This window comes from Streptomyces sp. NPDC017979 (assembly GCF_044328175.1).
In the GTDB taxonomy this organism is placed as follows: Bacteria; Actinomycetota; Actinomycetes; order Streptomycetales; family Streptomycetaceae; genus Streptomyces.
Map to the genome: position 1 here is coordinate 77217 of NZ_JBIRGU010000006.1, position 25349 is coordinate 102565.

Here is a 25349-nt window from a genome sequence, read left to right on the forward strand (position 1 = left end):
TCGGGCCCGAACTTGAGTGGTGTCCCGCGCTGACTTGACATAACGCGGCGCCCGGCGTTGACCCTCCCGGCCGATCCCCGGAGATTCTCTGGGGAATTCGTGGTCTGTTGAGGAGATTCGACATGAGCAGAAGGTGCGTGGAAATCTGCGTCGTCGGCGCGGGTCCGCGGGGACTTTCCGTATTGGAGCGCCTGTGCGCCAACGAGAGGCGCTCGCCGTCTGGCTCCGAGGTGGTGGTCCACCTCGTCGATCCGCAGCCGCCCGGCGCGGGCAACGTCTGGCGCACGGGACAGTCCCGCCACCTCTTGATGAACACCGTCGCATCGCAGGTGACCGTCTTCACGGACGACAGCGTGCGCATCGACGGCCCCATCGAACCGGGCCCCAGCCTGCACGAGTGGGCCCGCCAACTGGCGCTGCTGGGCGTGGAGGGCCACGACTACGACGAGGAGACGCTGGCGGAGGCCCGCCGGATGGGCCCCGACACGTACCCCAGTCGGGCCTTCTACGGGCACTACCTCCGCGACTGCTACCAGCGGATCCTCGCGAAGGCCCCCGCACACGTGAAGGTGCACGTCCACCGCTCCGCGGCCGTCGTCATGTCCGACGTGCACGGCGTCCCCGGCGGCCCGCAGGGCGTACGGCTGGCCGACGGCACCCGGCTGAACGACCTGGACGCGGTGGTGCTCGCCCAGGGGCACGTGCCCGCCCGGCTCACCCCGCGACAGGAGCGGACCGCGGCGCTCGCCCGCATCCACTACCTCACCTACGTCACCCCGACCAACCCCGCCGACGCCGACCTGAGCAGCATCCGGCCCGGCGAGCCGGTGCTGCTGCGCGGTCTCGGGCTCAACTTCTTCGACCACATGGCTCTGCTCACGCTCGGCCGCGGCGGCGCGTTCGTCCGCGGCGACGACGGGCAGCTCACCTACCGGCCCAGCGGCCGGGAGCCCCTGATGTACGCCAGTTCCCGCCGCGGGGTGCCGTACCACGCCCGCGGCGCGAACCAGAAGGGCGCCCACGGCCGCTACTTCCCGCGGCTGCTGACGGTCGAGCACATCGAACGGCTGCGCACGGAGGCCGCCGAGGGCAAGCGGGACCGGCCCTACTTCGGCGAGGACCTCTGGCCGCTGATCCGCCGCGAGGTGGAGAGCGTCTACTACGCCGCCCTGCTCACCGCCCGGGGGCAGGACGCGGACGCCTTCACCGACGCCTATCTGGCGCTCGGCGTCGACGGCGACCCCACCGAACTGCTGGACCGGGCCGGAATCGAGTCGGCGGACCGCTTCGACTGGGAGCGCCTGACCTCGCCGCTGGGCGCCCGGGAGTTCGCCGACCGCGCCGAGTTCCAGGGCTGGCTGCGCGAGTACCTGGTGCGGGACGTCCGAGAAGGACTGGCGGGGAACGTCGACGGGCCGCTGAAGGCCGCCCTCGACGTCCTGCGGGACCTGCGCAACGAGATCCGGCTCGCGGTCGACCACGGCGGCATCGACGGCAACTCCTACCGGGACGACGTCGAGGGCTGGTACACCCCGCTGAACGCGTTCCTCTCCATCGGCCCGCCGGTCTCCCGCATCGAGGAGATGATCGCCCTGATGGACGCCGGTCTGCTCACCCTGACCGGCCCCGGCACCCAGATCCGCTTCGACGCGGCCAACCCGTCGTTCGTCGCGCACTCCTCGGTCGTCCCCGGCCCGCCGATCCGGGCCCGCGCCCTGATCGAGGCCCGGCTGCCGGAGTCCGACGTGCGCCGCACCGAGGACCCGCTGCTGCGGCACCTGCTCGCCACCGAACAGGCCGGCCCGTACCGCATCGCCGGGACGTGCGGAACGACGTACGAGACCGGCGGGCTCGCCGTCAGCGAGCGTCCGTACCACCTGCTGGACGCCGGCGGGCGACGCCACCCGAGGCGCTTCGCCTTCGGCGTGCCGACCGAGGCCGTCCACTGGGTGACGGCCGCGGGCATCCGCCCCGGCGTGGACTCGGTCACCCTCGGGGACTCCGACGCGATAGCCCGGGCCGCGCTGGCGCTGCCGCCGCTGTCCCGGGTGCCCCAGGACGTCGTGCCCGTACGGGAGGACGTCGACGTGACCGGAGTGGTGGTGTGAGCACCCCGGGTCGAGCGGCGCCCGACACCGGGCTGCTGTCCCCGGTGCGGGCGGGCACCCCGGTGGAGCAGCAGGTCGACGACGACGCCTGGATGCGGGCGATGCTGGACGCCGAGGCGGCCCTGGCCCGGGCGCAGGCCCGGCTCGGCGCCGTCCCGGCGGGCGCCGCCGACACCATCGGCGCCACCGCCGCCGCGCTCGCCCCGGACACCAGGGCCATCGCCCTCGCGTCCCGGGAGACCGCGAACCCGGTGGTCGCCCTGGTCCGGCAGCTCACCGAAGCCGTCGCCGCCGTCGACCCGGCCGCCGCCGAGTACGTGCACCGCGGCTCCACCAGTCAGGACGTCTTCGACACCGGCGCCATGCTGGTGGCCCGGCGCGCGCTGCACACGGTGATCGCGGACCTGGACGACTCGATCAGTGCCCTGGGCGAACTGGCCCGTGCCCACCGCGCCACCCCGGTGGCCGGTCGGACCCTCGCCCTGCACGCCGTCCCCACCACCTTCGGCCTCAAGGCCGCCGGCTGGCGGGAGTTGCTGCGGGACGCCCGGGGACGGCTCGCCCTGGTCGCCGCCGAGGGGCTGCCGGTCTCCCTCGGCGGCGCCGCGGGCACCCTCGCCGGCTATCTGGAGTACGCCGCGATCGACGGCGCGGCCGACGGCCCGGAGACCTACGCGACCCGGCTGGTCGAGGTCTTCGCCGCCGAAACGGGGCTCGCGGTGCCGGTGCTGCCGTGGCACGCGCTGCGCACCCCGCTGGCGGACCTGGCCGGGGCCCTCGCCCACGCGTCGGGTGCGCTCGGGAAGTTGGCCGTCGACGTGCAGCACCTGACGCGGACCGAGGTCGGCGAGGTGGCGGAGCCCGCGGTCAGCGGCCGCGGCGGCTCCTCCGCCATGCCCCACAAGCGCAACCCGGTGCTCGCGACCATGGTGCGCGCCGCCGCCCTCCAAGTGCCGGCGCTCGCCGGCGCGCTGACCCAGTGCCTGGTGACGGAGGACGAGCGCTCCGCCGGCACCTGGCACGCGGAGTGGCTGCTGCTGCGCGAGTGCCTGCGCCTGGTGGGCGGCGCGGCGCACACCGCGGCGGAGCTGACGGCCGGCCTGCGCGCCCACCCCGTACGGATGCGCGAGAACCTCGACCTGACCAACAGCCAGATCGTCTCGGAGCGGATCGCGGCCCGACTCGCGCCCCGCCTCGGCAAGGTCCGCGCCAAGGACCTGCTCGGCCGGGCCTCGGCCGAGTCCGCAGCGACGGGCCGGCCGCTCGCCGACGTACTGGCCCGCCTCCTGAGCGGGGCGGACCAGCTCGCCCCCGCGGAGCTGGCCGAGCTGTGCGACCCGACGAACTACCTGGGCGCCGCCCCGACGCTGGTCGACCGCGCCCTGGACGCCTGAACCCACCGCCCGCGCCCCGGCGCGGCACCGCAGTCCCACCCCGACCGAACTCGTGAGGAAGACAAGAGGACGACCATGGCAGGCATACCCACCATCGAGCCCTACCCGATGCCCCGGGCCGGCGAGCTGCCCGTCAACACGGCCCCGTGGGAGCCCGACCCCGACCGCGCGGTCCTCCTGGTCCACGACATGCAGCGGTACTTCCTGCGGAAGTTCCCGGTCGACGAGGCACCCGGCGCCGACCTCGTGCGCAACGCCGCCCGGCTGCGCGACGCCGCGGTCGCCGTCGGCGTGCCCGTGGCGTACACCGCGCAGCCCGGCGGCATGACCGACGAACAGCGCGGCCTGCTCAAGGACTTCTGGGGTCCGGGGATGCGCGTCGACCCGGTGGACCGGGAGGTGGTGGCCCCGCTCGCGCCGGCGCCGGACGACTGGATGCTGCCCAAGTGGCGCTACAGCGCGTTCTTCCGGACCGACCTCCTCCAGCGGATGCGCGCCGAGGGACGGGACCAACTCGTCGTCTGCGGGGTGTACGCGCACATCGGCGTGCTCACCACCGCCCTGGAGTCCTTCACCCACGACATCGAGACCTTCCTGGTCGCGGACGCGGTCGCCGACTTCACCGCGGCGTACCACCGGATGGCGCTGTCCCACGCCGCCGAGCGGTGCGCCGTCGTCACGACCACCGAAGCCGTCGTCACGGGGCTCGCCCGATGACGGCCGGCCCGCCCCCGCGCACCGAGGAGGAGACCCCCGTGGCACCCGATCTCCTCGACCGCGTCCTGCGGTCGACCCCGCCCGCCTTCGCACTGCTGCACCGCCCCGACGCGAACTCCGCGGGGCCGGACGTGCTGGACGTGCTGACCGGCACCGCCGCCGCCGTGGACCAACTCGCCGACGTCCCCATCGACGGGACCGGCGATCCGGCGACAAACGCCCCGGACCGCGGCGCGCACCACCAGGCGCTGGTGATGATCCCCTACCGCCAGCTCGCCGAGCGCGGCTACACCTGCACCGACGACGGCGAGCCCCTGCTCGTCATCTCCGTACGGGAACAGGCCACCGTCGCCGTCGACGGGGCGCTGCGCCGGCTGCCCGACGTCCCGGTCCAACTGCGCGGCGGCGCCTTCGACCTGGACGACGACGAGTACGCCGGGATCGTCCGCAAGGTGATCGCCGAGGAGATCGGTACCGGCGAGGGCGCGAACTTCGTCATCAAGCGGTCCTTCGTCGCCGACATCACCGACCACTCGATCAGCGGTGCGCTCGCCTTCTTCCGCCGGCTGCTGGAGCGCGAGCGCGGCGCGTACTGGACCTTCCTCGTGCACGTGGACGGCCGCACCTTCGTCGGGGCCAGCCCCGAGCGGCACGTGAGCCTGCAGGCGGGCCGGGCCGTGATGAACCCCATCAGCGGCACGTACCGGTACCCGCCGTCCGGCCCCGAACTGTCGCAGGTGATGGACTTCCTCGCCGACCGCAAGGAGGCCGACGAGCTGTACATGGTCGTCGACGAGGAACTGAAGATGATGGCCCGGATCTGCGACCCGGCGCCACGGGTGGTGGGGCCCTACCTGAAGGAGATGGCCCGGCTCGCGCACACCGAGTACTTCATCGAGGGCGACACCGACCGCGACCCGCGCACGATCCTGCGCGAGACCCTGTTCGCCCCCACCGTGACCGGCAGCCCCCTGGAGAGCGCCTGCCGGGTGATCAACCGGTACGAACCGCGCGGCCGCGGCTACTACAGCGGGGTCGTCGCCCTCGTCGGCCGGGACGAGCGGGGCCGTCGCGCCCTCGACTCGGCCATCCTCATCCGGACCGCCGACATCGACCGCACGGGCCGGCTGTCCATCGGCGTGGGCGCCACCCTGGTCCGCCACTCCGACCCCGCATCGGAGGTCGCCGAGACCCACGCCAAGGCGGCCGGCCTGCTCGCCGCCCTCGGCACCACCGGGGTCACGCGCTTCGCGGACCACCCCCGGGTGCGCCGGGCGCTGGCCCGGCGCAACCGCGGCATCGCCGACTTCTGGCTGGACGGGCGCGAGACCGCCGCGTCCGCCCTGTCCAGCCCGACGGACGACCCGGCTGCCGACCCGGAGTCCGGCTCCGCGTACGGCCCGGTGCCCGAACTCGTCGGCCGCTCGGTGCTGGTCGTGGACGCCGAGGACACCTTCACGTCGATGATCGACCACCAGTTGCGGGCCATGGGCCTGGTGCCGACCGTCCGCCGCTTCGACGAACCGTACGACTTCGACCAGTACGACCTGGTGGTCATGGGCCCCGGCCCCGGCGATCCGCGGCTGGCCCAGACCCCCAAGATCGCGCACCTGCGCTCGGCCATCGCCACCCTGCTGGCCGAGCGGCGCCCCTTCCTCGCCGTCTGCCTGAGCCACCAGGTGCTCAGCGTCCTGCTCGGCCTGGAACTGGTCCGCCGGCCGGTGCCGAACCAAGGCGTCCAACGGGAGATCGACCTCTTCGGGACCCGCGAGCGGGTCGGCTTCTACAACACCTTCGCCGCCCGCAGCACCCGCAACGCCTTCACCGTCCCCGACCTCGGCGTCGTCCGCACGAGCCGGGAACGGACCACCGGCGAGGTGCACGCCCTGCGCGGCCCGGGATTTGCCTCCGTGCAGTTCCACGCCGAGTCCGTGCTCACCCGGGACGGGGTGCGGATCGTCGGCGACGCCCTGGCGGAAGCGTTGCGCTCGGCCCCCCGGTGACCGGTCCGGGCGCCGCCCGCCCGCCCGGGCGGCGCCCGGGCCCGCGGCCGCTGCGAACGCGTGCCCGGGCACCTCCGACGACCGCCTACCCTTGTGGGATGACCAGCAGCAGTGACCGGGTTGGAGCGGTGGACGAAGTGGGCGTTACCCGAAGCTATGAGATCCGTACCTACGGGTGTCAGATGAACGTCCACGACTCCGAACGCCTCTCGGGCCTGCTGGAGGACGCCGGCTACGTCCGGGCCGCCGAGGGCTCCGACGGCGACGCCGACGTCGTCGTCTTCAACACCTGCGCGGTCCGCGAGAACGCCGACAACAAGCTGTACGGGAACCTCGGTCGGCTCGCCCCGAAGAAGGCCCAGCGCCCCGGCATGCAGATCGCCGTGGGCGGCTGCCTCGCGCAGAAGGACCGCGAGACGATCGTCGGCCGCGCGCCCTGGGTCGACGTCGTCTTCGGCACCCACAACATCGGCAAGCTGCCGGTCCTGCTGGAGCGCGCCCGCGTCCAGGAGGAGGCGCAGGTCGAGATCGCCGAGTCCCTGGAGGCGTTCCCCTCGACCCTGCCGACCCGCCGCGAGTCCGCGTACGCGGCCTGGGTCTCCATCTCCGTCGGCTGCAACAACACCTGCACCTTCTGCATCGTGCCCGCGCTGCGCGGCAAGGAGAAGGACCGCAGGCCCGGCGACATCCTCGCGGAGATCGAGGCGCTGGTCGGCGAGGGCGTCAGCGAGATCACCCTGCTCGGCCAGAACGTGAACGCCTACGGCTCCGACATCGGCGACCGCGAGGCGTTCAGCAAGCTGCTGCGGGCCTGCGGCAGGATCGAGGGCCTGGAGCGGGTCCGCTTCACCTCGCCGCACCCGCGCGACTTCACGGACGACGTGATCGCCGCCATGGCCGAGACGCCGAACGTGATGCCGCAGCTCCACATGCCGCTCCAGTCCGGCTCGGACACGGTCCTCAAGGCGATGCGCCGCTCGTACCGGCAGGAGCGTTTCCTCGGGATCATCGCCAAGGTGCGCGAGGCCATCCCGCACGCGGCCATCTCCACCGACATCATCGTGGGCTTCCCCGGCGAGACCGAGGAGGACTTCGAGCAGACGCTGCACGCCGTCCGCGAGGCCCGCTTCGCGAACGCCTTCACCTTCCAGTACTCCAAGCGCCCCGGCACCCCCGCCGCCACCATGGACGGCCAGGTCCCCAAGGCGGTCGTGCAGGCGCGCTACGAGCGGCTGGTCGCCCTTCAGGAGGAGATCTCCTGGGCGGAGAACAAGAAGCAGGTCGGCCGGACCCTGGACGTCATGGTCGCCGAGGGCGAGGGCCGCAAGGACGACGCCACCCGGCGGCTGTCCGGCCGCGCCCCGGACAACCGGCTCGTCCACTTCACCAAGCCGGACCAGGAGGTCCGCCCCGGCGACGTGGTCACGGTCGAGATCACCTACGCGGCCCCGCACCACCTCCTCGCCGAGGGCGAGGTGTCCGCCGTGCGCCGCACGCGCGCCGGCGACGCCTGGCAGAAGCGGAACGAGACCCAGGCGGCGAAGCCCGCGGGCGTCATGCTGGGCCTCCCCACGATCGGCACCCCGCCGCCGCTCCCGGCCGCCCCGACCCCGGGCTGCGCCACCCACTGACCCCGGGCTCTTCGTGTGGTCCCGCCCCCTGTGCCCGCGGGCACAGGGGGCAAATTCCCCGCGCCCCAGCCCACGGACAAGTGACGGGGGCAGCGAAACAGGGGCGCCGCGGTCCCGCAGGCCCCTGCACGAGCTGCCCACCGCCGGGCCGCAGAGACCAACGCTCCCGCAGACAGACGGCGGCTTCGCCCAGAGGCACGGGGGAGTGCGCCCTGACGGCCGCGTCAGGGCGACCGGACCGGCGGCCCGGGTGGCGTCGGCCACCGCGGCGCATGAGGGCCGCGCCGCCGCATTAGGCTGCCGATCATGCTTGTCGCCGCCGCCGTGTGCCCCTGTCCGCCGCTGCTGGTGCCCGAGGTCGCCTCGGGCGCCGCGCCCGAACTCGACGCGGCCAGGGACGCCTGCGCACGGGCCGTCTCGGCGCTCGCGGCGGCCCGGCCCGACCTGCTGGTGGTGGTCGGACCGACGACCGCGGATGCGGCCGGAACGTACCCCTCCGGGACCGCCGGGTCCTTCCGCGGCTTCGGCGTCGACCTCGACGTGCGCCTGGGCCCCGAAGCGCGGGTCGCCGAGCGGCCCCCGCTGCCCCCGACGTTGGCCGTCGGCGCCTGGCTGCTCCAGCAGGGCGAGTGGGCCACCCCGGTGGAGGGCATCGGCGTCGACGAGCGGGCCACACCCGAGCGCTGCTTCGAGGACGGCAGGAAGATCGCCGACCGGGCCGAGCGCGTGGCCCTGCTGGCGATGGGCGACGCCAGCGCCTGCCGCAGCCTCAAGGCACCCGGCTACCTGGACGAACGCGCCGCCGACCACGACGCCGCCGTGGCCCGCGCCCTCGCCGGAGCCGACCCGGGCGCGCTACGGGCGTTGGACGCCTCGCTCGCCCACGAGCTGAAGGCCGCGGGCCGCCCCGCCTGGCAGGTCCTCGCCGGCGCCGCCGATGCCACCGCCCTCACCGGCCGCCTGCTCTACGACGACGCCCCCTACGGCGTCGGCTACCTCGTCGCGTCCTGGACGACGCCCTAGGCGACGGTCAGCCCGGACGTGTTCGAGGGCCGCGCCGCACCGTGTGCTGCGCGGCCCTCGAAAGGCCGTCGTTACGTCAGACGTCTCGGCTCAGGCGGCCGGCGGAGGCGAGGACGGGGGCTGGGAGGGCGGGGTGCCGCCGTCGTCCTTGTGGGCGATCCGGCCCAAGGCTTCCTTCGCCTTGCCCGTGCCCGTCTCGATCTTGCCGCTGTACTTGCCCTTGGTCCGTGAGTCGACCGCCTTCGCGGCCTTGTCCAGACCGTGCTCGATCTTGTCCCCATGCTGGTGCGCGAGGTCGGAGACCTTTTCCTTGGCCGGGGCGAGCTTGGCCTTCAGCGTGTCCATCAGACCCATGGGCCACCTTCCCTCGTGAGCGACTGCTGATGTCCAGTGTGACAAACCACTGCCCGTTTTGCGCCGGGACACGTCCGCACGGCTACTTGCGGGCGCCTTCCCCGGCCTCGCTGTCCGCGGCGTCCTCCGCCGACTGCTGACGGGGGATGTCCACGCCCGAGGCGTCCGGCGCCTTGGCGTCCGGCGCCGTCCCGGTCGGCGCGGTCTCGACCCCGGCCGGCTGCGGCTCCGACTCCGACTCCGCCGGGGGCTTCGCCCCGGGGCACTCCCCGCCGGCGGGCGGGGTCTCCGCCTCGGCGGAGGCCCCGGGCGTCGCCGTCGCCTCGTCGGAAGACCCCTTCGGCTTGCGGCTGAACCATGAAAAAACACCCATTGAAAACTCCATCAGGTACTCGTGCGGCAGCTGCTCGTACGGCGAGGACCGCCGGTGCCCGGGGCGCCCCGTCGCGCCGCCCGGGGACGAACCGGGTCGTAGGCGTCCGCCGACCGGCGTTCGCCACCTCGCAACAGGCAACGAAGCCGCCGCACGGGCCGTCACCTCGCTCGTTCGGGGACACCGCCGCGGGTTTGGGAGACTGGGGCGGTGAGTAGCGCAGCCCCCGCACCGCGGGTCATCGCCGTCGTCGGTCCCACCGCGGCCGGAAAGTCCGATCTCGGGGTCTTCCTCGCCCGCCACCTGGGCGGGGAGGTCGTCAACGCGGACTCCATGCAGCTCTACCGGGGGATGGACATCGGCACCGCCAAGCTGACGGTCGACGAACGCGGCGGCGTGCCGCACCGCCTCCTGGACGTCTGGGACGTCACCGAGACCGCGAGCGTCGCCGAGTACCAGCGGCTGGCCAGGTCCGAGATCGACCGCCTGCTGGCCGAGGGCCGCACCCCGGTCCTCGTCGGCGGTTCGGGGCTGTACGTGCGCGGCGCCATCGACGCGCTGGAGTTCCCCGGCACCGACCCGGCCGTCCGGGCCCGGCTGGAAGCGGAACTGGACGCCCAGGGGCCGGGCGCGCTGCACGCCAGGCTGGCCGCCGCCGACCCGGAGGCCGCCCGCGCCATCCTCCCCGGCAACGGCCGCCGCATCGTCCGGGCGCTGGAGGTGATCGAGATCACGGGCCGGCCCTTCACCGCCAACCTGCCCGGGCACGACGCCGTGTACGACACCGTCCAGATCGGCGTCGACGTGGCCCGCCCCGAACTCGACGAGCGCATCGCGCGCCGCGTGGACCTCATGTGGGACGCGGGCTTCGTCGACGAGGTCCGCGCGTTGGAGGCGCAGGGGCTCAGAGAGGGGCGTACGGCCGCCCGGGCGTTGGGCTACCAGCAGATCCTCGCGGCGCTCGCGGGGGAGTGCACCGAGCAGGAGGCGCGCGCCGAGACCGTGCGCGCCACCAAGCGCTTCGCGCGCCGTCAGGATTCGTGGTTCAGGAGGGACCCGAGGGTGCATTGGCTCAGTGGAGCAGTCGAGGACCGCGGGGAACTTCCGCGACGGGCCCTGGCGTTGATCGAACGAGCGGTTACAGCCTGATCACGTGATGGCATCGGGACGCCACGCCCGTCATCCAGGTATCTCCGACCGTGCCATCATCGAGCGACGATCGACGTGGAGTCCGAGTGGGGAGGGCGCGTGGCGATGGAGGCCGGCCCTCACGGCACCGAGCAGCAGCCACGGACGGTTGAGGGCGTGCCCGGATTGAGCCCCGACGGTCCCGACGAGCAGGAACTGGTCGCCGACGAGGCCGAGGTCGAGGTCGAGTTGCGCCCCGTGCGCCGGCTGCGGATCTGGCAGCTCGCGCCCATCGTGATGCTCGCCGCGGTCGGTTCCCTGATGTTCGCCTTCCCGCTGGCCTTCGGCTCCGGCGACGGCGGTCCGGTCGTCGCCATGCTCGGCCTGCTGATCAGTTGCTGCGCCGCGGGGTGGGGCGTGATGGCGGCCCGTCGGGTCGGGCACACCTGGCCCGGGCTGCCCCAGCGCGGCTCGGGCGAGCGGCCGGACTGGCGGATCCTCGCGCTCTACGTCGGCTTCGGCCTCCTGCTGGTCGCGCTCGCCGTCTGGCGCGTCGCCCGGCTGCGCTGAGCCCCGGGCCGGGTACCGAGCCGCCGGCGCGTACGACGGCGCCGCCGGGGCACTCGTACGATGGACGGCGTGACCACCGCACAGCCTTCGCAGCCCCCGCAGGACCCGACCGGCCCCCGACCGGCCGCCGAGCCGCAGCCGGTCGCCTTCCTCAAGGGCCACGGCACCGAGAACGACTTCGTGATCGTTCCGGACCCGGACAACGCCGTCGACCTGCCCGCCGCCGTCGTGGCCCGGCTGTGCGACCGTCGGGCCGGCATCGGCGGCGACGGCGTCCTGCACGTCGTGCGGTCCGCGGCGCACCCCGAGGCGCGCGCCATGGCGGACGAGGCCGAGTGGTTCATGGACTACCGCAACGCCGACGGCTCGATCGCTGAGATGTGCGGCAACGGCGTCCGCGTCTTCGCCCGCTACCTCCAGCACGCCGGCCACGTCGGCGCCGGCGACCTGGCCGTGGCCACCCGCGGCGGGGTCAAGCGCGTCCACGTCGCCAAGGGCCCGGCGCACGATCCCGAAGCCGGTGACATCACGGTCCGGATGGGTCGGGCGACGCTGCCCGAGGGCTCCGTCACCGTCACGGTGGACGGCCGCAGCTGGCCCACCCGCAACGTGAACATGGGAAACCCCCACGCCGTCGCCTTCGTCGACGACCTCGACCACGCAGGCGACCTCCATTCCGCGCCGGCCTTCGCGCCCGCCGCCGTGTACCCCGACGGGGTCAACGTGGAGTTCGTCGTCGACCGCGGCGAGCGGCACGTGGCCCTGCGGGTCCACGAACGCGGCTCCGGCGAGACCCGCTCCTGCGGCACCGGCGCCTGCGCCGTCGCCGTCGCCGCGGCCCGCCGGGACGGCGTCGACCCCGCGCGGACCGGTGCCCCCGTCACGTACCGCGTCGACCTGCCCGGAGGCCGGTTGGTGATCACCGAGCGACCGGACGGAGAGGTCGAGATGACGGGCCCCGCGGTGATCGTCGCCACCGGCGAGCTGGCGGCTGCCCTGCTCCGACCCGTCGAACCGGTCGAGGTCGGCTGACCCGGCTGAACCGGTGCACCCGGCCGACCCGTCGAAACCACAGTCGGATAGAGCTTCGCTCGAACGGGTGATCCGGTTCACGCTCGGCGAGAGCCGGACTGCTCCACGTGGTGGGCTCGGTAGCATCAAGCACCGGCCCGGAGGGCACGCCTGCACCTCCAACCGCCGGTCGATTGCCGCCCGGAGGTACCCCCCATGAGTGCAGAGGCCGCCAACCCCGGTGCCCACAGCCGCCGTCGCGGCCGACCCAGGATCGACCTCCGCAGACTGGGGCGCGCCGCGCTCCTCGGCCCGGCCGGCCGCGATCGACTGCCCGACGCCATCGGCCACGTCGCCGACGTCCACCGTGCCCACCACCCCGACGCCGACCTGACGCTGCTGCACCGGGCGTACGTCCTTGCCGAATCGTCCCACCGGGGCCAGTTCCGCAAGAGCGGTGAGCCGTACATCACGCACCCGCTCGCGGTGACCCTGATCCTCGCCGAACTCGGCGCGGAGACCACGACCTTGACCGCCTCGCTCCTGCACGACACCGTGGAGGACACGGAAGTGACGCTCGACCAGGTCAGACGGGAGTTCGGCACCGAGGTCGGCTATCTGGTCGACGGCGTCACCAAACTGGAGAAGGTGGACTACGGCGCCGCGGCCGAGCCCGAGACCTTCCGCAAGATGCTCGTCGCCACCGGCAACGACGTCCGGGTGATGTCGATCAAGCTCGCCGACCGGCTGCACAACATGCGCACGCTCGGCGTGATGCGCCCCGAGAAACAGGTCCGGATCGCCAAGGTCACCCAGGACGTCCTCATCCCGCTGGCCGAGCGCCTCGGCGTCCAGGCGCTCAAGACCGAGTTGGAAGACCTCGTCTTCGCGATCCTCGAACCCGAGGAGTACGAGCGCACCCGCGCGCTGATCGCCGAGAACGCCGCGGCCGGCGTCGACCTCGACACCACGGCCGACCGCATCTCGGCCGTCCTCAAGGACGCCGGCATCACCGCCGAGGTGCAGATCCGACCGCGCCACTTCGTCTCCGTGCACCGGGTCAGCACCAAGCGCGGCCGGCTGCGCGGCACCGACTTCGGCCGGCTGCTGATCCTGGTCGCCGAGGACGCCGACTGCTACGCGGTCCTCGGCGAGCTGCACACCTGCTTCACCCCGGTGGTCTCCGAGTTCAAGGACTTCATCGCCGCCCCCAAGTTCAACCTGTACCAGTCGCTGCACACGGCCGTCACCGGCCCGCACGGCGCGGTCGCCGAAGTCCTCATCCGCACGCACCAGATGCACCGGGTCGCCGAGGCCGGCGTGATCGCGCTGGGCAACCCCTACGCGTCCGCCGAACCGACCGGCACCGAGCAGACCGCGACGGCCACCGCCGCCGAGCCGTACGACGTCGACGGCGAACGCGTCGACCCCACCCGCCCCGGCTGGCTCTCCCGCCTCCTCCAGTGGCAGCAGGCCACCCCCGACCCCGACGCCTTCTGGACCTCGCTCCGCGCCGACCTGGCCCAGGACCGCGAGATCACCGTCTTCCGCGCCGACGGGCGGATGCTCGGCCTGCCCGCCGGCGCGACCTGCGTGGACGCCGCGTACGCCCAGTACGGCGAACGCGCCCACTCCTGCATCGGCGCGCGCGTCAACGGACGCCTCGCGGCGCTCGGCACCGTCCTGAAGGACGGGGACACGGTCCACCTGCTGCGCGCCGACGACGACCCCAGGGCCGCGGGCGGGCCCCCCAAGGGCACCCAGGAGGCCGTCTCCGGCCCCGCGCCCGACTGGCTGGACCACGCCCGCACCCCGGCCGCCCGCATCGCCATCACGGCCTGGCTCCAAGCCCACCCCGACCTGGCCCAGCCGCCCGCCGCCGCGCCCCGCAGGGCCGCCCTCACGCCCGTCGCCGCCGACCGCTCCACCACCGTGAGCGCCGTGGTCGACCTGCCCGACGCGGACGCCGACGCCGACGTGACCGTACGGCTCGCCGGCTGCTGCACCCCGGTCCCGCCGGACGCCGTCACCGGCTTCTCCGTGCGCGGGGGAGTGGTGACCGTGCACCGCGACCAGTGCCCGGCCGTCTCCCGGATGAGGTCCCTCGACCGCGCCCCCGTCCCCGTGCGGTGGGGCGACGCGGCCGGCTGCCGGGTCACCCTCGTCGCCGAGTCCTTCGGCCGCCCGCGGCTGCTGGCCGACCTCACCGAGGCCATCGCCACCGAGGGCGCCGCGATCGTCGCCGCCACCGTGGAGCCGCCGAGCCAGCAGCGCGTACGGCACACGTACACCCTTCAACTGCCGGACGCCGCGGGGCTTCCCGCGCTGATGCGCGCCATGCGGGACGTGCCCGGCGTGTACGACGTCAGCCGCACCCAGCATCCGGCCGTCACCGGCTGATCTCGTTCGGGTGGCGCCGGGCGCGCCGACGCACCTCCACGGCGCGCCGCGGGTAGCGGTTGCACATGCCGCCCACCACCCGTCGCCCCGCCCGCAGGACGCTGCGCACCGGGGCGTTCGTCGCCCTCTCAGCAGCCCTCGTCGCCGCGGCCCTGCCACCGCCCGAGCCGGTCGCGCTCGGCATCGGCGACACGCTCTTCGCCCGACTGGGCAACCCCGGCTACGACGTCGTCGCGTACGACCTCGCCTTCACCTACGGCGGCAGCAACACCGAACCGCTCGACGCGGTCACCACCGTCGACGCCCGCGTCACGGACCGACTGGAGCGGGTCAACCTGGACTTCGCCCACGGCACGGTGCACTCCGTGGAGGTCAACGGGCGGCCCGCCGACTTCGCCACCGTGCAGGAGGACCTGGTCGTCCAGCCCGAGCGGACCCTCGAACGCGGCACCCGGATGCGCGTGACGGTCCGGCACACCAGCGACCCCGGGGGCCGGGCCAGCGCCGGCGGCTGGGTGCGCACCGCCGACGGGCTGGCGATGGCGAACCAGGCCGACGCCGGCCACCGCGTCTTCCCGTCCAACGACCACCCGTCGGACAAGGCGTACTTCACCTTCCGCATCACCGCGCCCAACGAGCTGACCGCGGTCGCCAACGGCCTGCGGAAGGAGCGCCGCACCGAAGGCGCCAACACCACCTGGACCTACCGCACCCGTCACCCCATGGCCACCGAACTCGCGCAGGTCTCCATCGGCCGCTCCGCCGTCCCGACCCGCGAGGGCCCGAACGGGCTCCCGCTGCGCGACGTGGTGCCCGCCGCGGACCGCGACGAACTGGAGCGCTGGCTCGCCAAGACCCCCGACCACGTGGCGTGGATGCAGGAACGGGTCGGCCGCTACCCCTTCGAGACGTACGGGGTGCTCATCGCGGAGGCGAACACCGGCTACGAACTGGAGACGCAGACCCTCTCGCTCTTCGAGCGGGCCCTGTTCACCAGCGACTCCTACCCCGAGTGGTACGTGGACTCGATCATGGTCCACGAACTGGCCCACCAGTGGTTCGGCGACAGCGTCACCCCGCGCACCTGGTCCGACCTGTGGCTGAACGAAGGGCACGCCACCTGGTACGAGGCGCTGTACGCGCAGGAGAACGGCGGCGGCACCCTGGAACAGCGGATGCGTGACGCGTACCGCCGCTCCGACCAGTGGCGCGCCTCCGGCGGCCCGCCCGCGGCCCCCAAGCCCCCGTCGTCCGACCAGAAGATCAGCATCTTCCGGCCGGTGGTGTACGACGGCAGCGCCCTGGTCCTGTACGCCCTGCGGCAGGAGATCGGGCGGGCGGGCTTCGAGCGGCTGGAGCGCGCCTGGGTGCGCGACCACCGCGACGGGAACGCCTCCACCGCCGACTTCGTCCGCCTCGCGTCGAAGATCGCTGGGCGTGACCTCACGGCGTTCTTCGACGGGTGGGTGTACGGGCAGCGCACGCCGCCCATGCCGGGGCACCCGGACTGGCAGAGCACCCCTCCGGCCGCCTCCGGCTGACGACCCCGGAACCCCGGTGTAAACCGGGGTGACGGGCGTGCGGGCCGCATGGGACCATCGAGGTGTCGGCGCCGCTGCCGGAGCCGGGTGCCCGGCGTGGATCGCGCCCCGATCCACCGACCGGGAATCATCCGGGACCGTCACGCGTTGTGACTGGCACAGCGGATTTCCACCCCATCGACGTAAGGATCAAATGACCTCCTCTTCATCCCCTTCCCAGGACGAGCAGACCTTCGCTCGGACGCGCACCGACAAGCCCGAGAGGCTGCGGGCGGACGCCCTGATGGAAGAGGACGTCGCCTGGAGCCACGAGATCGACGGAGACCGGGACGGCGACCAGTTCGACCGCTCCGACCGCGCGGCGCTGCGGCGCGTGGCGGGCCTCTCCACCGAGCTTGAGGACGTCACCGAGGTCGAGTACCGGCAGCTGCGCCTGGAGCGCGTGGTGCTGGTCGGCGTCTGGACCTCGGGGACCGTGCAGGACGCGGAGAACTCCCTCGCGGAGCTCGCCGCCCTCGCGGAGACGGCGGGCGCGGTCGTGCTCGACGGCGTCGTCCAGCGTCGGGACAAGCCGGACCCGGCGACCTACATCGGTTCGGGCAAGGCCCAGGAGCTGCGGGACATCGTCCTCGACTCCGGTGCCGACACCGTCGTCTGCGACGGCGAGCTCAGCCCCGGCCAGCTCATCCACCTCGAAGACGTCGTCAAGGTCAAGGTCGTCGACCGCACGGCCTTGATCCTCGACATCTTCGCCCAGCACGCCAAGTCCCGCGAGGGCAAGGCCCAGGTCGCGCTGGCGCAGATGCAGTACATGCTGCCGCGGCTGCGCGGCTGGGGTCAGTCGCTCTCCCGGCAGATGGGCGGCGGCGGTGGCGGCGGCATGGCCACCCGCGGCCCCGGTGAGACCAAGATCGAGACGGACCGGCGACGGATCCGCGAGAAGATGGCGAAGATGCGCCGGGAGATCGCGGAGATGAAGACCGGCCGCGAGATCAAGCGGCAGGAGCGCCGGCGTCACAAGGTGCCCTCGGTCGCCATCGCCGGATACACCAACGCCGGCAAGTCCTCCCTGCTCAACCGCCTCACCGGCGCCGGCGTCCTGGTGGAGAACGCGCTGTTCGCCACCCTGGACCCGACGGTGCGCCGGGCCGAGACCCCGAGCGGCCGGCTGTACACCCTGGCGGACACGGTCGGCTTCGTCCGCCATCTGCCGCACCACCTCGTCGAGGCGTTCCGCTCCACGATGGAGGAGGTCGGCGACTCCGACCTCATCCTGCACGTCGTGGACGGCTCCCACCCCGCGCCGGAGGAGCAGTTGGCTGCCGTGCGCGAGGTGATCCGCGACGTGGGCGCGCTGGACGTGCCCGAGATCGTGGTGATCAACAAGGCGGACGCGGCGGACCCGCTGGTGCTCCAGAGGCTGATGCACAACGAGCGCAGTGCCATCGCGGTGTCGGCGCGTACGGGCGAGGGCATCGAAGAGTTGCTGGCGCTCATCGACCTCCAGCTCCCGCGGCCCGAGGTCGAGATCGAGGTGCTCGTGCCGTACACCCAGGGCGGACTGGTCTCCCGGGTGCACGCCGAGGGCGAGGTCATCACCGAGGAGCACACCTCCGACGGCACCCTGCTCAAGGCCCGGGTGCACGAGGAGCTGGCCGCGGCCCTCGCGCCGTACGCCCTGGTGACGAGCTGAGCGAAGCGGCTCACCGCAGCGCAGTGAGTTGAGAACGGCCGGGTCCGACCCCCTTCGGGAGGTCGGACCCGGCCGTCGTCACATCGGGCCCGGCGCTACGGCGCGTACTTCGCGCTCACCCCGGTGAAGACCTTCTCGGCGTCCGCACCCAGGCTCGGCCCGGCGAGCCAGATCGGGTCGAGCGGGCCGATCGAGGTGTTGGAGACCAGGGCCGGCGCGCCGTCGGCCCCCTGGACGATCCACCCGCCGCCGGAGGAGCCGCCGGTCATCGAGCAGCCGGCCCGCCACATCACCGGCGCCCCGGGGGTGAAGTCGAACGGTCCCGGCCGGTCGGTGCACTTGTACATGGTCGCGCCGTTGTACGGCCAGCCGGCCGGGTAGCCCCAGAGGGTGACGGAGGACGCGTCCTGCGGACGGGGCGCGTCGAAGTCGACGGCGACCGCCGAACCCACGGTCTCCTCCAGCGACTTGCCGCCTGCCTCGGGCCGTACGTGCAGCACCGCGAAGTCGAAGGGCGCGCCCGATCCGTCGTCGGGATCGCCACCCTTGATCCACTGGTTCGAAGTGGCGACCCAGTCGGCCCAGTAGGTGCCGAACGGCGCGATCTCCTGGGCCGTCGCGTCGGCCAGCGCCCGCTTCGACAGGCCCTTGTCGTTGTACGCCGGGACGAAGGCGACGTTGCGGTACCAGCCGCCCTTCTTGCCCGCGTGGACGCAGTGGCCGGCGGTCCACACCAGGTTCGACCTGCCCGGGTTCTTCGGGTCCTGCACGACCGTCGCGGAGCACACCATCGCGCCCTCGGGGGCGTCGAAGAAGACCTTGCCGGACGTCGGCGCGTACTGCCGGTACGGCACCTTCTCCGCCTGCGCCTCGACGACCTCGGGCTCGTCGGGCCCCTGGCCGTTCGGGTCCTCGCCCTTGGGGTCCTCGCCCTTCGGCGGCTTCGGGTCCTTCGGCTTCTCGGCCGGGGGCTTGTCGTCCGGCGTGGGCTTGCCGTCGGGCGTCGGCTTGATCACCGGCTTCGGCGGTTTGGCCGTCGACATGCGCTCGGGCTTCCAGTGGTCGTCGATCACCGGGTTGACGAAGTCGCCCGCGTCACGGCGCCAGGTGCTGCGGTCCCAGTTCCGCCACCCGCCCTCGCGCCACTCCTTCTCGTCGACCCCGCTGCTGCCGGAGCCGTCGGACGGCTCCTTCGAGGGCCGCGTCGACTCCTGCGGCGCGGCGTCGACGGGCCGGTCCTGCGTCGGCACCGGGCTGGAACTGCCGGCGGCGGGACCGGACGCGGTCGGCCCGTCCGACGCGCGGTCCTCGCTGCCGCCCCCGCAGGCCGCCGTCAGCGTCAGCGCCGAGACGACCCCGACGGCGGTCAGCAGCGGGCGTATGGATCTCATGGAACGGAACTCCCTGGGCAGTGCTGTTGGTGCGTGTGCTGAGGCGCGGTGGCGCCGTGGTGGGTGCGCGGTGATGCCGTCTGCGACCAGCCGCAGACGGCCCGCAGAGACCGACGCACCCGCAGGGAACCCGCGGGTGCGTCCACACGCACGAGGGAAAGCGTCGGCTACTGGCTCACCGGCCTGCGAACTTCCCGCTGACCGCTTCGTAGATGCCCTTGGCCTCGGGGCCCAGGCGGGGGCCGGCGAGCCAGCCCGCCGACGCCGGGCCGATGGAGGTGTTGGACACCAGCGCGGGAGCGCCGTCCGCGCCCCGGGCCACCCACCCGCCGCCGGAAGAGCCGGCGGTCATGGTGCAGCCGATGCGGTACATCGTGGGCTGCTCGGCCTTCACCGACAGCCGCCCCGGCTTGTCGGCGCACTGGAACATCCGCTGGCCGTCGAAGGGCGGGCCGGCCGGGTAGCCGGTCGCCGTCAGATCGGCGATCTTGGGCGCGGCGGGCGCGGCGAAGTCGACGGGGAGCGCCGAACCGACGGTCTCCTCAAGGGACTTGCCGGTGCCGCCCTTCTCGGGGGTCACGTGGATCACCGCGAAGTCGTACGGCGCCCCCCGCCCTCCGGTCGTGGCGCCCTCGCCGATCCACCGGTCCGACGTCTGGGCCCAGTCGCCCCACCACACGCCGTGCGGAGCGACTTCCTCCTTCGGCGCGGCCTCCAACTGCGCGGAGGGCCGGGCGCGGTCGTTGTACGAGGGGACGAAGGCGATGTTCCGGTACCAGCCGCCGTTCTTGCCCGCGTGGACGCAGTGGCCGGCGGTCCACACCAGGTTCGACTTGCCCGGGTTCTTCGGGTCCTTCACCACGGTCGCCGAGCACACCATCGAGCCCTTGGGGCCGTCGAAGAAGACCTTCCCGGCCGCCGGCGCAGTGCTGCGGTACGGCGCCTGCACCGGCCGGGCCTGCACGCGCGCCGGCGTCGGGTCGGTGACGCCCTGGTCACCGGAGATGTCGTTGTCGCTGGGCTGCTCGGGCTTCTCCGCGTCCCGCATCCGGTCCGGGTCCCACAGGCCCTCGATGATGGGGTTGATGTAGTCCTTGGCCTCGCGCAGCCAGGCGTCCCGGTCCCAGTTCTTCCACTCGCCGTCGCGCCACTTGTCCAGGTCGACGCCGTGTTCCTTGAGCCGGTCCTTGATGTCGTCCGGGATGGTGATCTTCCCGTCGTTCGGCAGGCTCGTCGGCAGGTTCGGCTTGTCCCCCGCGGAGTTCTCGCCCTCCCCGCACGCGGTGGCCGTCAGAGCGAGGACGGCGGCGAAGGTGACGGCTGCCAGCTTCGGACGGATGGGTCGCATGTCGTGATCCCCCTGGAACTTCGGTGCTACTGGACTACTGCGTCTGGACCGGCGCGCTCCGGCCGGTGGACCGGCGGTGTCCGGACCGTCGGACCGGTGCGTCGCCGGCTCGAACGGGCGGGCCGGACGCGCTACCGGACCGCCCGGGAACCTTACAAGGTGCCCGGGCGCCACCGCTGACGGGGACGGCGCACGGATCTTCCCCCGGGCCCGTGATCCCCGGCGCCCGCCGTCGTTGGTACGGAGGGGACACGGGAACCGCAGGGACAGTGTTCAGTCCGGGCCGGCCGCGTGGGGGAGCCGTGCCCGACGTGCGACGCACCTGTTACAGCGCAACAGTCACCGCCGGAGGTCCAACAGCCGTGGCCCTGACCGAACCCGCTCCGGCCCGCCCGGCCGCAGCAGCCGACCCGGCCGCCCCGGCCGACGCGTACGAAGGGATCCTGCGCCGGCAGTCCCTGCGCGAGTCCGCGGCCCGCACCTACGCCCGTTCGCTGCCCGTCGTGCCGGTGCGGGCCAAGGGGCTGACGATCGAGGGCGCCGACGGACGGCGCTATCTGGACTGCCTCTCGGGCGCCGGCACCCTCGCGCTGGGGCACAACCACCCGGTCGTCCTGGAGGCCGTGCGGAAGGTCCTCGACTCCGGCGCCCCGCTGCACGTGCTCGACCTCGCGACCCCCGTGAAGGACGCGTTCGTCACCGAGCTGTACGCCACGCTGCCGCGGGAGTTGGCGAAGGACGCCCGGATCCAGTTCTGCGGGCCCGCCGGCACGGACGCCGTCGAGGCGGCCCTCACGCTGGTCCGCACCGCGACCGGCCGCAGCGGGCTGTTCGCGTTCACCGGCGCGTACCACGGCATGACCGCGGGGGCGCTGGACGCCTCCGGGGGCGCGACCGCCGCCCGGGTGACCCGGCTGCCGTTCCCGCAGGACCTGCGGTGCCCGTTCGGGGTCGGCGGGGAGCGCGGCGCCGAGTTGGGCGCCCGCTGGACCGAGACCCTGCTCGACGACCCCAAGAGCGGCGTCCCCACCCCCGGCGGCATGATCGTCGAACCGGTCCAGGGCGAGGGCGGGGTCCTCCCCGCCCCCGACGGCTGGCTGCGCCGGATGCGGCAGTTGACCGCCGAACGGTCGATCCCGCTGGTCGTGGACGAGGTGCAGACGGGCGTCGGACGCACCGGCACCTTCTGGGCGGTGGAACGCAGCGGCATCGTCCCCGACGTGATGGTCCTGTCCAAGGCCATCGGCGGCTCCCTCCCGCTCGCCGTGATCGTCTACCGCGCCGAGTTGGACGTCTGGCAACCGGGCGCCCACGCCGGCACCTTCCGCGGCAACCAACTCGCCATGGCCGCGGGCGCCGCCACCCTCGCCTTCGTACGGGAGAACGGGCTCGCCGCCCGGGCGGCCACCCTCGGCGCCCGGATGCTCGGCCAACTCCAGGGCCTCGCCGCCGAACACCCCTGCATCGGGGACGTCCGCGGCCGCGGCCTCATGATCGGCGTCGAACTCGTCGACCCGACCGCGGACACCGGCGTCGGGCCGGACGGGCGGCCGAGCGGTGCCGCGGTGCCGCCGCCCGCTCCGACGCTCGCGGTCGCGGTGCAGCGGGCGTGCCTGGAGCGCGGGCTGATCGTGGAACTCGGCGGCCGGCACTCGGCCGTCGTGCGCCTCCTGCCCCCGCTGACGATCAGCGACGAGCAGGCAGCGGCCGTCCTCGACCGCTTCGCCGACGCGCTGGCCGCGGCGGAGCGGGCGGTGCCGCGGCGCCGGTGAGCCGGGCCCGTACTCCTCGCGCACGCACCACTGTCCGGCCCCCTGCCGGCGCCTCACGAGACGCACGGCACCATCTGAAGGAACCCTGCTGGTGAACGTCACCCCCGCACTCGACGCCGCCGTCCCCGCGCCGCGCACCGCCGTGGCGCACGAAGGGCCGACGGCCCGCCGCACCGTCCCCGACGAGGTCCTCCTCGACCCGCTGGACGACCCCGACCCCCACCGCGCGGCCGACGCCGCCGGCGCCGAGAACCTGTTGCGCTGCTGGGTGCGCGAGAACGACCTGCCGCGGCCGGCCGCCACCACCCTGCGCATCCCGCTGCACGCCAGCGGCACCGCCCTCCTCGTCCCGGTCGACCACTGGTCGCCGTGCGGATGGCACAGGTTCGGCACGCCCGTGCTGGAGAGCGCGCCGCACGACGCCCCCGGACTCGACGCGGTGGCCCTCGCGGCGCTCCTGGTCCGGGAGGCCGGGGCCCCGGTGCACCGCGGCGACCTGGTCGGCCGGGTCGCCGACTCCGTACGGCACACCGCCCGCTTCCTGGCCGAGCGCCGCGCGGACCTCGACCGGGCCGACTGCTCCGACGTCCGGGACCGCCCCGAAACCTGCCACACCTTCCTCACCGCCGAGCAGTCCTTGCTCCTCGGCCACCCGCTCCACCCCACGCCCAAGAGCCGCGAAGGACTCACCGAGTTCGAGGCCCGCCGCTACTCGCCCGAGTCCCACGGTCGCTTCCCGCTGCACTGGACGGCCGTCGACCGCTCCGTCCTCGCCAGCGACTCGGCCTGGACCGAAGGCGGCCGGGTGCTGCCCGCCGAAGTGCTCGCCGCACGGCTGTTGGGCGGCGCGCCGCTGCCGGAACAGGCGGTGCCGCTCCCGCTGCACCCCTGGCAGGCCCGCGAGTTGGCGCACCGCCCGGACGTCGCGGCCCTGTACGACGCCGGGCTGCTGCACGACCTCGGCCCGCTGGGCGCCCCGTGGCACCCCACGTCGTCCGTGCGCACCGTGTACCGCCCGGACGCCCCCGCGATGCTCAAGCTCTCGCTCGGCGTGCGCATCACCAACTCCCGCCGCGAGAACCTGCGCAAGGAACTGCACCGGGGCGTCGAGGTGCACCGGCTCCTGCAACGGGGCCTCGCCGAGCAGTGGCGGGCCGTGCACCCCGGCTTCGACGTCGTGCGCGACCCGGCCTGGCTCGCCGTCGACACCGCGGCCATCGACCCGGAACACGGCGGTCCGGTCATCGGGTTCGACGTCGTCGTGCGCCACAACCCCTTCAGGGCCGCTGCCGCCGTCGACGCGGTCTGCGTCGCCGCGCTCACCGCGGCGCGCCCCGGCGGCCCCGGGGCGCGCTGTCGGCTCGCGGCCCTGGTGACCGGGCTCGCCGCCCGCGCCGGCCGGCCCCTCGCGGACGTCGCCGTCGAGTGGTTCCGCCGCTACCTCGACGAGGTCGTACGGCCCGTGCTGTGGCTGGACGCGACGGCCGGCGTCGCCCTGGAGGCGCACCAGCAGAACACCTTGGTCGTCCTCGACCCCGACGGCTGGCCCGCGGGCGGCCGCTACCGCGACAACCAGGGCTACTACTTCCGCGAGTCGCACCGGGCCGCGCTGACGGCGAGGCTGCCCGGCATCGGCCGGCTCAGCGACACCTTCGTCGCCGACGCGGTCGCCGACGAGCGCTTCGCGTACTACCTCGGCATCAACAACGTGTTCGGCCTGATCGGGGCCTTCGGCGCGTACGGGCTCGCGGACGAAGAGCGGCTGATCGCGGCCTGCCGACGCTTCCTCGCGGACGTCGCCCACCTGGGCTCGCCGCTGCCCGCGCACCTGCTCGACGCCGCCGCGCTGCGCTGCAAGGCGAACCTGCTGACCCGGCTGCACGGCCTGGACGAACTGGTGGGTCCGGTCGACACGCAGTCCGTGTACGTGACGATCGCCAACCCGCTCCACGCCTGACCGCTCTCCGCCGCCCGGCCGCCGGCGCCGGTCCGTCGTGCTCGGGCCCGATTAGAACCGCGAGAGGAGAGCGCCACCGTGCCTCCCACCGACCACCCCGCAGGAGACCGTGCGAACCGCCCCGTCGACGAGGCCGAAGACACCCTGGAGCTGCCGTTGCGGATCCAGGACGGCGTCCTCGCGCAGCAGTGGGCCCCCGAGGCGCCGGACGCCCCGGCGCACCCGGACGACGCCGCCCCCGGAGAGCTGCTGGACGACCCCGAGCGGTGGGGGCCGACCACCACCCCCCGGGGCGCGCTCCGGCTCGTGCCCGTACGCGTGGGGCGGGACGCGGCCCTCATCAGCCGCTGGATGAACGACCCCGCCGTGGCCGCCTTCTGGCACCTCGCGGGACCCGAGTCGGTCACCGCCGACCACCTGCGCGCCCAACTCGACGGCGACGGCCGGAGCGTGCCGTGCCTCGGCGTCCTCGACGACGTCCCCGTCGGATACTTCGAGCTCTACCGGGCCGACCTCGACCCCCTGGCGCGCCACTATCCCGCGCGCCCCCACGACACCGGGATCCACCTGCTCATCGGCGGCGTCGCCGACCGCGGCCGCGGCATCGGCTCCACGCTGCTGAGGGCCGTCGCCGACCTCGTGCTCGACCGCAGACCGCACTGCACGCGCGTGGTCGCGGAACCGGACCTGCGCAACGCACCGTCCGTCGCCGCGTTCCTCAGCGGCGGATTCCGCTTCGCCGCCGAGGTGGATCTTCCGGACAAACGGGTCGCCCTGATGGTCCGCGACCGCGTGCTCCGCACCGTGCTGTGAGCGGGCCCGCCGCACGGGCCGCACCGGGCGACGGGCGTCCAGCAGCACGATCGACGGGCCGGGCGGGGTGGCCGGATCGAATGGCGGGATCGAGACCCCCTGTCAGTGGTGACACGTAGGGT

At 73.7% G+C, this 25349-nt stretch carries 19 protein-coding genes; 15 read left to right on the forward strand and 4 right to left on the reverse strand.

The features are described 5' to 3' along the window. Nucleotides 1-122: 122 nt before the first annotated feature. From ACH4E8_RS18380 to ACH4E8_RS18405, 6 genes are all read left to right on the forward strand, one after another. Nucleotides 123-2108, forward strand: a complete 1986-nt coding sequence (locus ACH4E8_RS18380; RefSeq protein ID WP_398449350.1) for an FAD/NAD(P)-binding protein — start codon at nt 123-125, stop codon at nt 2106-2108. Continuing rightward, entirely contained in the window at nt 2105-3502 is a 1398-nt protein-coding gene (locus ACH4E8_RS18385; RefSeq protein WP_398449352.1) for an adenylosuccinate lyase family protein, read from the forward strand. Before ACH4E8_RS18380 ends, ACH4E8_RS18385 begins: the two co-directional genes overlap by 4 nt. 75 nt (nt 3503-3577) lie before the next feature. Continuing rightward, complete coding sequence (locus ACH4E8_RS18390) at nt 3578-4219, forward strand: isochorismatase family protein (protein WP_398449354.1); 642 nt, start codon at nt 3578-3580, stop codon at nt 4217-4219. Beyond that, entirely contained in the window at nt 4216-6222 is a 2007-nt protein-coding gene (locus ACH4E8_RS18395; RefSeq protein ID WP_398449356.1) for an anthranilate synthase family protein, read from the forward strand. Before ACH4E8_RS18390 ends, ACH4E8_RS18395 begins: the two co-directional genes overlap by 4 nt. Before the next feature lie 98 nt (nt 6223-6320). Then, nucleotides 6321-7853, forward strand: a complete 1533-nt coding sequence (gene miaB, locus ACH4E8_RS18400) for a tRNA (N6-isopentenyl adenosine(37)-C2)-methylthiotransferase MiaB (RefSeq protein ID WP_398449358.1) — start codon at nt 6321-6323, stop codon at nt 7851-7853. 306 nt (nt 7854-8159) lie between these two features. Continuing rightward, a complete protein-coding gene (locus ACH4E8_RS18405; protein ID WP_398449360.1) occupies nt 8160-8876 on the forward strand; it encodes a class III extradiol dioxygenase subunit B-like domain-containing protein in 717 nt (238 codons plus the stop codon). 90 nt (nt 8877-8966) lie between these two features. Here the strand turns inward: ACH4E8_RS18405 and ACH4E8_RS18410 are convergent, their stop codons facing one another. Beyond that, a complete protein-coding gene (locus ACH4E8_RS18410; RefSeq protein WP_398449362.1) occupies nt 8967-9230 on the reverse strand; it encodes an antitoxin in 264 nt (87 codons plus the stop codon). A gap of 82 nt (nt 9231-9312) precedes the next feature. Next, nucleotides 9313-9603: a hypothetical protein gene (locus ACH4E8_RS18415; RefSeq protein ID WP_398449364.1), complete on the reverse strand. Its 291-nt coding sequence runs from the start codon at nt 9601-9603 to the stop codon at nt 9313-9315. A gap of 210 nt (nt 9604-9813) precedes the next feature. On the opposite strand from ACH4E8_RS18415, the gene miaA reads away from it, so the two are divergent. The 6 genes from miaA (at nt 9814) to hflX (ending at nt 17946) form a co-directional block, all read left to right on the forward strand. Beyond that, on the forward strand, nt 9814-10752 hold the full coding sequence (gene miaA, locus ACH4E8_RS18420; protein WP_398449366.1) for a tRNA (adenosine(37)-N6)-dimethylallyltransferase MiaA: 939 nt from the start codon (nt 9814-9816) through the stop codon (nt 10750-10752). Nucleotides 10753-10857: 105 nt separating this feature from the next. Next, complete coding sequence (locus ACH4E8_RS18425; protein ID WP_398449750.1) at nt 10858-11301, forward strand: hypothetical protein; 444 nt, start codon at nt 10858-10860, stop codon at nt 11299-11301. Nucleotides 11302-11361: 60 nt separating this feature from the next. Further along, entirely contained in the window at nt 11362-12333 is a 972-nt protein-coding gene (gene dapF / locus ACH4E8_RS18430; RefSeq protein ID WP_398449368.1) for a diaminopimelate epimerase, read from the forward strand. Nucleotides 12334-12528: 195 nt separating this feature from the next. Further along, the gene (locus ACH4E8_RS18435; RefSeq protein WP_398449370.1) at nt 12529-14712 is read left to right on the forward strand and encodes a RelA/SpoT family protein; all 2184 of its coding nucleotides are present in this window, start codon (nt 12529-12531) and stop codon (nt 14710-14712) included. 65 nt (nt 14713-14777) lie between these two features. Then, the gene (locus ACH4E8_RS18440; protein WP_398449372.1) at nt 14778-16253 is read left to right on the forward strand and encodes a M1 family metallopeptidase; all 1476 of its coding nucleotides are present in this window, start codon (nt 14778-14780) and stop codon (nt 16251-16253) included. 193 nt (nt 16254-16446) lie between these two features. After that, nucleotides 16447-17946: a GTPase HflX gene (hflX, locus tag ACH4E8_RS18445; RefSeq protein WP_398449374.1), complete on the forward strand. Its 1500-nt coding sequence runs from the start codon at nt 16447-16449 to the stop codon at nt 17944-17946. A gap of 95 nt (nt 17947-18041) precedes the next feature. On the opposite strand, the gene ACH4E8_RS18450 is transcribed toward hflX, so the two are convergent. Both ACH4E8_RS18450 and ACH4E8_RS18455 read right to left on the reverse strand, forming a co-directional pair. Continuing rightward, nucleotides 18042-19337 carry a trypsin-like serine peptidase gene (locus tag ACH4E8_RS18450; protein ID WP_398449376.1) on the reverse strand — a complete coding sequence of 432 codons (1296 nt, stop codon included), beginning with the start codon at nt 19335-19337 and terminating at the stop codon, nt 18042-18044. Nucleotides 19338-19512: 175 nt separating this feature from the next. Then, on the reverse strand, nt 19513-20685 hold the full coding sequence (locus tag ACH4E8_RS18455; RefSeq protein WP_398449378.1) for a trypsin-like serine peptidase: 1173 nt from the start codon (nt 20683-20685) through the stop codon (nt 19513-19515). Between the two features lie 362 nt (nt 20686-21047). Here ACH4E8_RS18455 and ACH4E8_RS18460 point away from each other — a divergent pair, with 362 nt between their 5' ends. From ACH4E8_RS18460 to ACH4E8_RS18470, 3 genes are all read left to right on the forward strand, one after another. Beyond that, entirely contained in the window at nt 21048-22457 is a 1410-nt protein-coding gene (locus ACH4E8_RS18460) for a diaminobutyrate--2-oxoglutarate transaminase family protein (RefSeq protein ID WP_398449380.1), read from the forward strand. 91 nt (nt 22458-22548) lie between these two features. Continuing rightward, the gene (locus ACH4E8_RS18465; protein ID WP_398449382.1) at nt 22549-24414 is read left to right on the forward strand and encodes an IucA/IucC family protein; all 1866 of its coding nucleotides are present in this window, start codon (nt 22549-22551) and stop codon (nt 24412-24414) included. 78 nt (nt 24415-24492) lie between these two features. Beyond that, entirely contained in the window at nt 24493-25227 is a 735-nt protein-coding gene (locus ACH4E8_RS18470) for a GNAT family N-acetyltransferase (RefSeq protein WP_398449384.1), read from the forward strand. The last annotated feature ends 122 nt before the right edge of the window (nt 25228-25349 follow it).

What these genes read in the sequence shown, in the direction of transcription:
- ACH4E8_RS18380 (WP_398449350.1), top strand. Translation starts at nt 123, where the DNA reads ATGAGCAGAAGGTGCGTGGAAATCTGCGTCGTCGGCGCGGGTCCGCGG.
- ACH4E8_RS18390 (WP_398449354.1), top strand. Translation starts at nt 3,578, where the DNA reads ATGGCAGGCATACCCACCATCGAGCCCTACCCGATGCCCCGGGCCGGC.
- ACH4E8_RS18395 (WP_398449356.1), top strand. Translation starts at nt 4,216, where the DNA reads ATGACGGCCGGCCCGCCCCCGCGCACCGAGGAGGAGACCCCCGTGGCA.
- miaB (WP_398449358.1), top strand. Translation starts at nt 6,321, where the DNA reads ATGACCAGCAGCAGTGACCGGGTTGGAGCGGTGGACGAAGTGGGCGTT.
- ACH4E8_RS18405 (WP_398449360.1), top strand. Translation starts at nt 8,160, where the DNA reads ATGCTTGTCGCCGCCGCCGTGTGCCCCTGTCCGCCGCTGCTGGTGCCC.
- ACH4E8_RS18410 (WP_398449362.1), bottom strand. Translation starts at nt 9,230, where the DNA reads ATGGGTCTGATGGACACGCTGAAGGCCAAGCTCGCCCCGGCCAAGGAA.
- ACH4E8_RS18415 (WP_398449364.1), bottom strand. Translation starts at nt 9,603, where the DNA reads ATGGGTGTTTTTTCATGGTTCAGCCGCAAGCCGAAGGGGTCTTCCGAC.
- ACH4E8_RS18425 (WP_398449750.1), top strand. Translation starts at nt 10,858, where the DNA reads ATGGAGGCCGGCCCTCACGGCACCGAGCAGCAGCCACGGACGGTTGAG.
- dapF (WP_398449368.1), top strand. Translation starts at nt 11,362, where the DNA reads ATGGACGGCGTGACCACCGCACAGCCTTCGCAGCCCCCGCAGGACCCG.
- ACH4E8_RS18435 (WP_398449370.1), top strand. Translation starts at nt 12,529, where the DNA reads ATGAGTGCAGAGGCCGCCAACCCCGGTGCCCACAGCCGCCGTCGCGGC.
- ACH4E8_RS18440 (WP_398449372.1), top strand. Translation starts at nt 14,778, where the DNA reads ATGCCGCCCACCACCCGTCGCCCCGCCCGCAGGACGCTGCGCACCGGG.
- hflX (WP_398449374.1), top strand. Translation starts at nt 16,447, where the DNA reads ATGACCTCCTCTTCATCCCCTTCCCAGGACGAGCAGACCTTCGCTCGG.
- ACH4E8_RS18450 (WP_398449376.1), bottom strand. Translation starts at nt 19,337, where the DNA reads ATGAGATCCATACGCCCGCTGCTGACCGCCGTCGGGGTCGTCTCGGCG.
- ACH4E8_RS18455 (WP_398449378.1), bottom strand. Translation starts at nt 20,685, where the DNA reads ATGCGACCCATCCGTCCGAAGCTGGCAGCCGTCACCTTCGCCGCCGTC.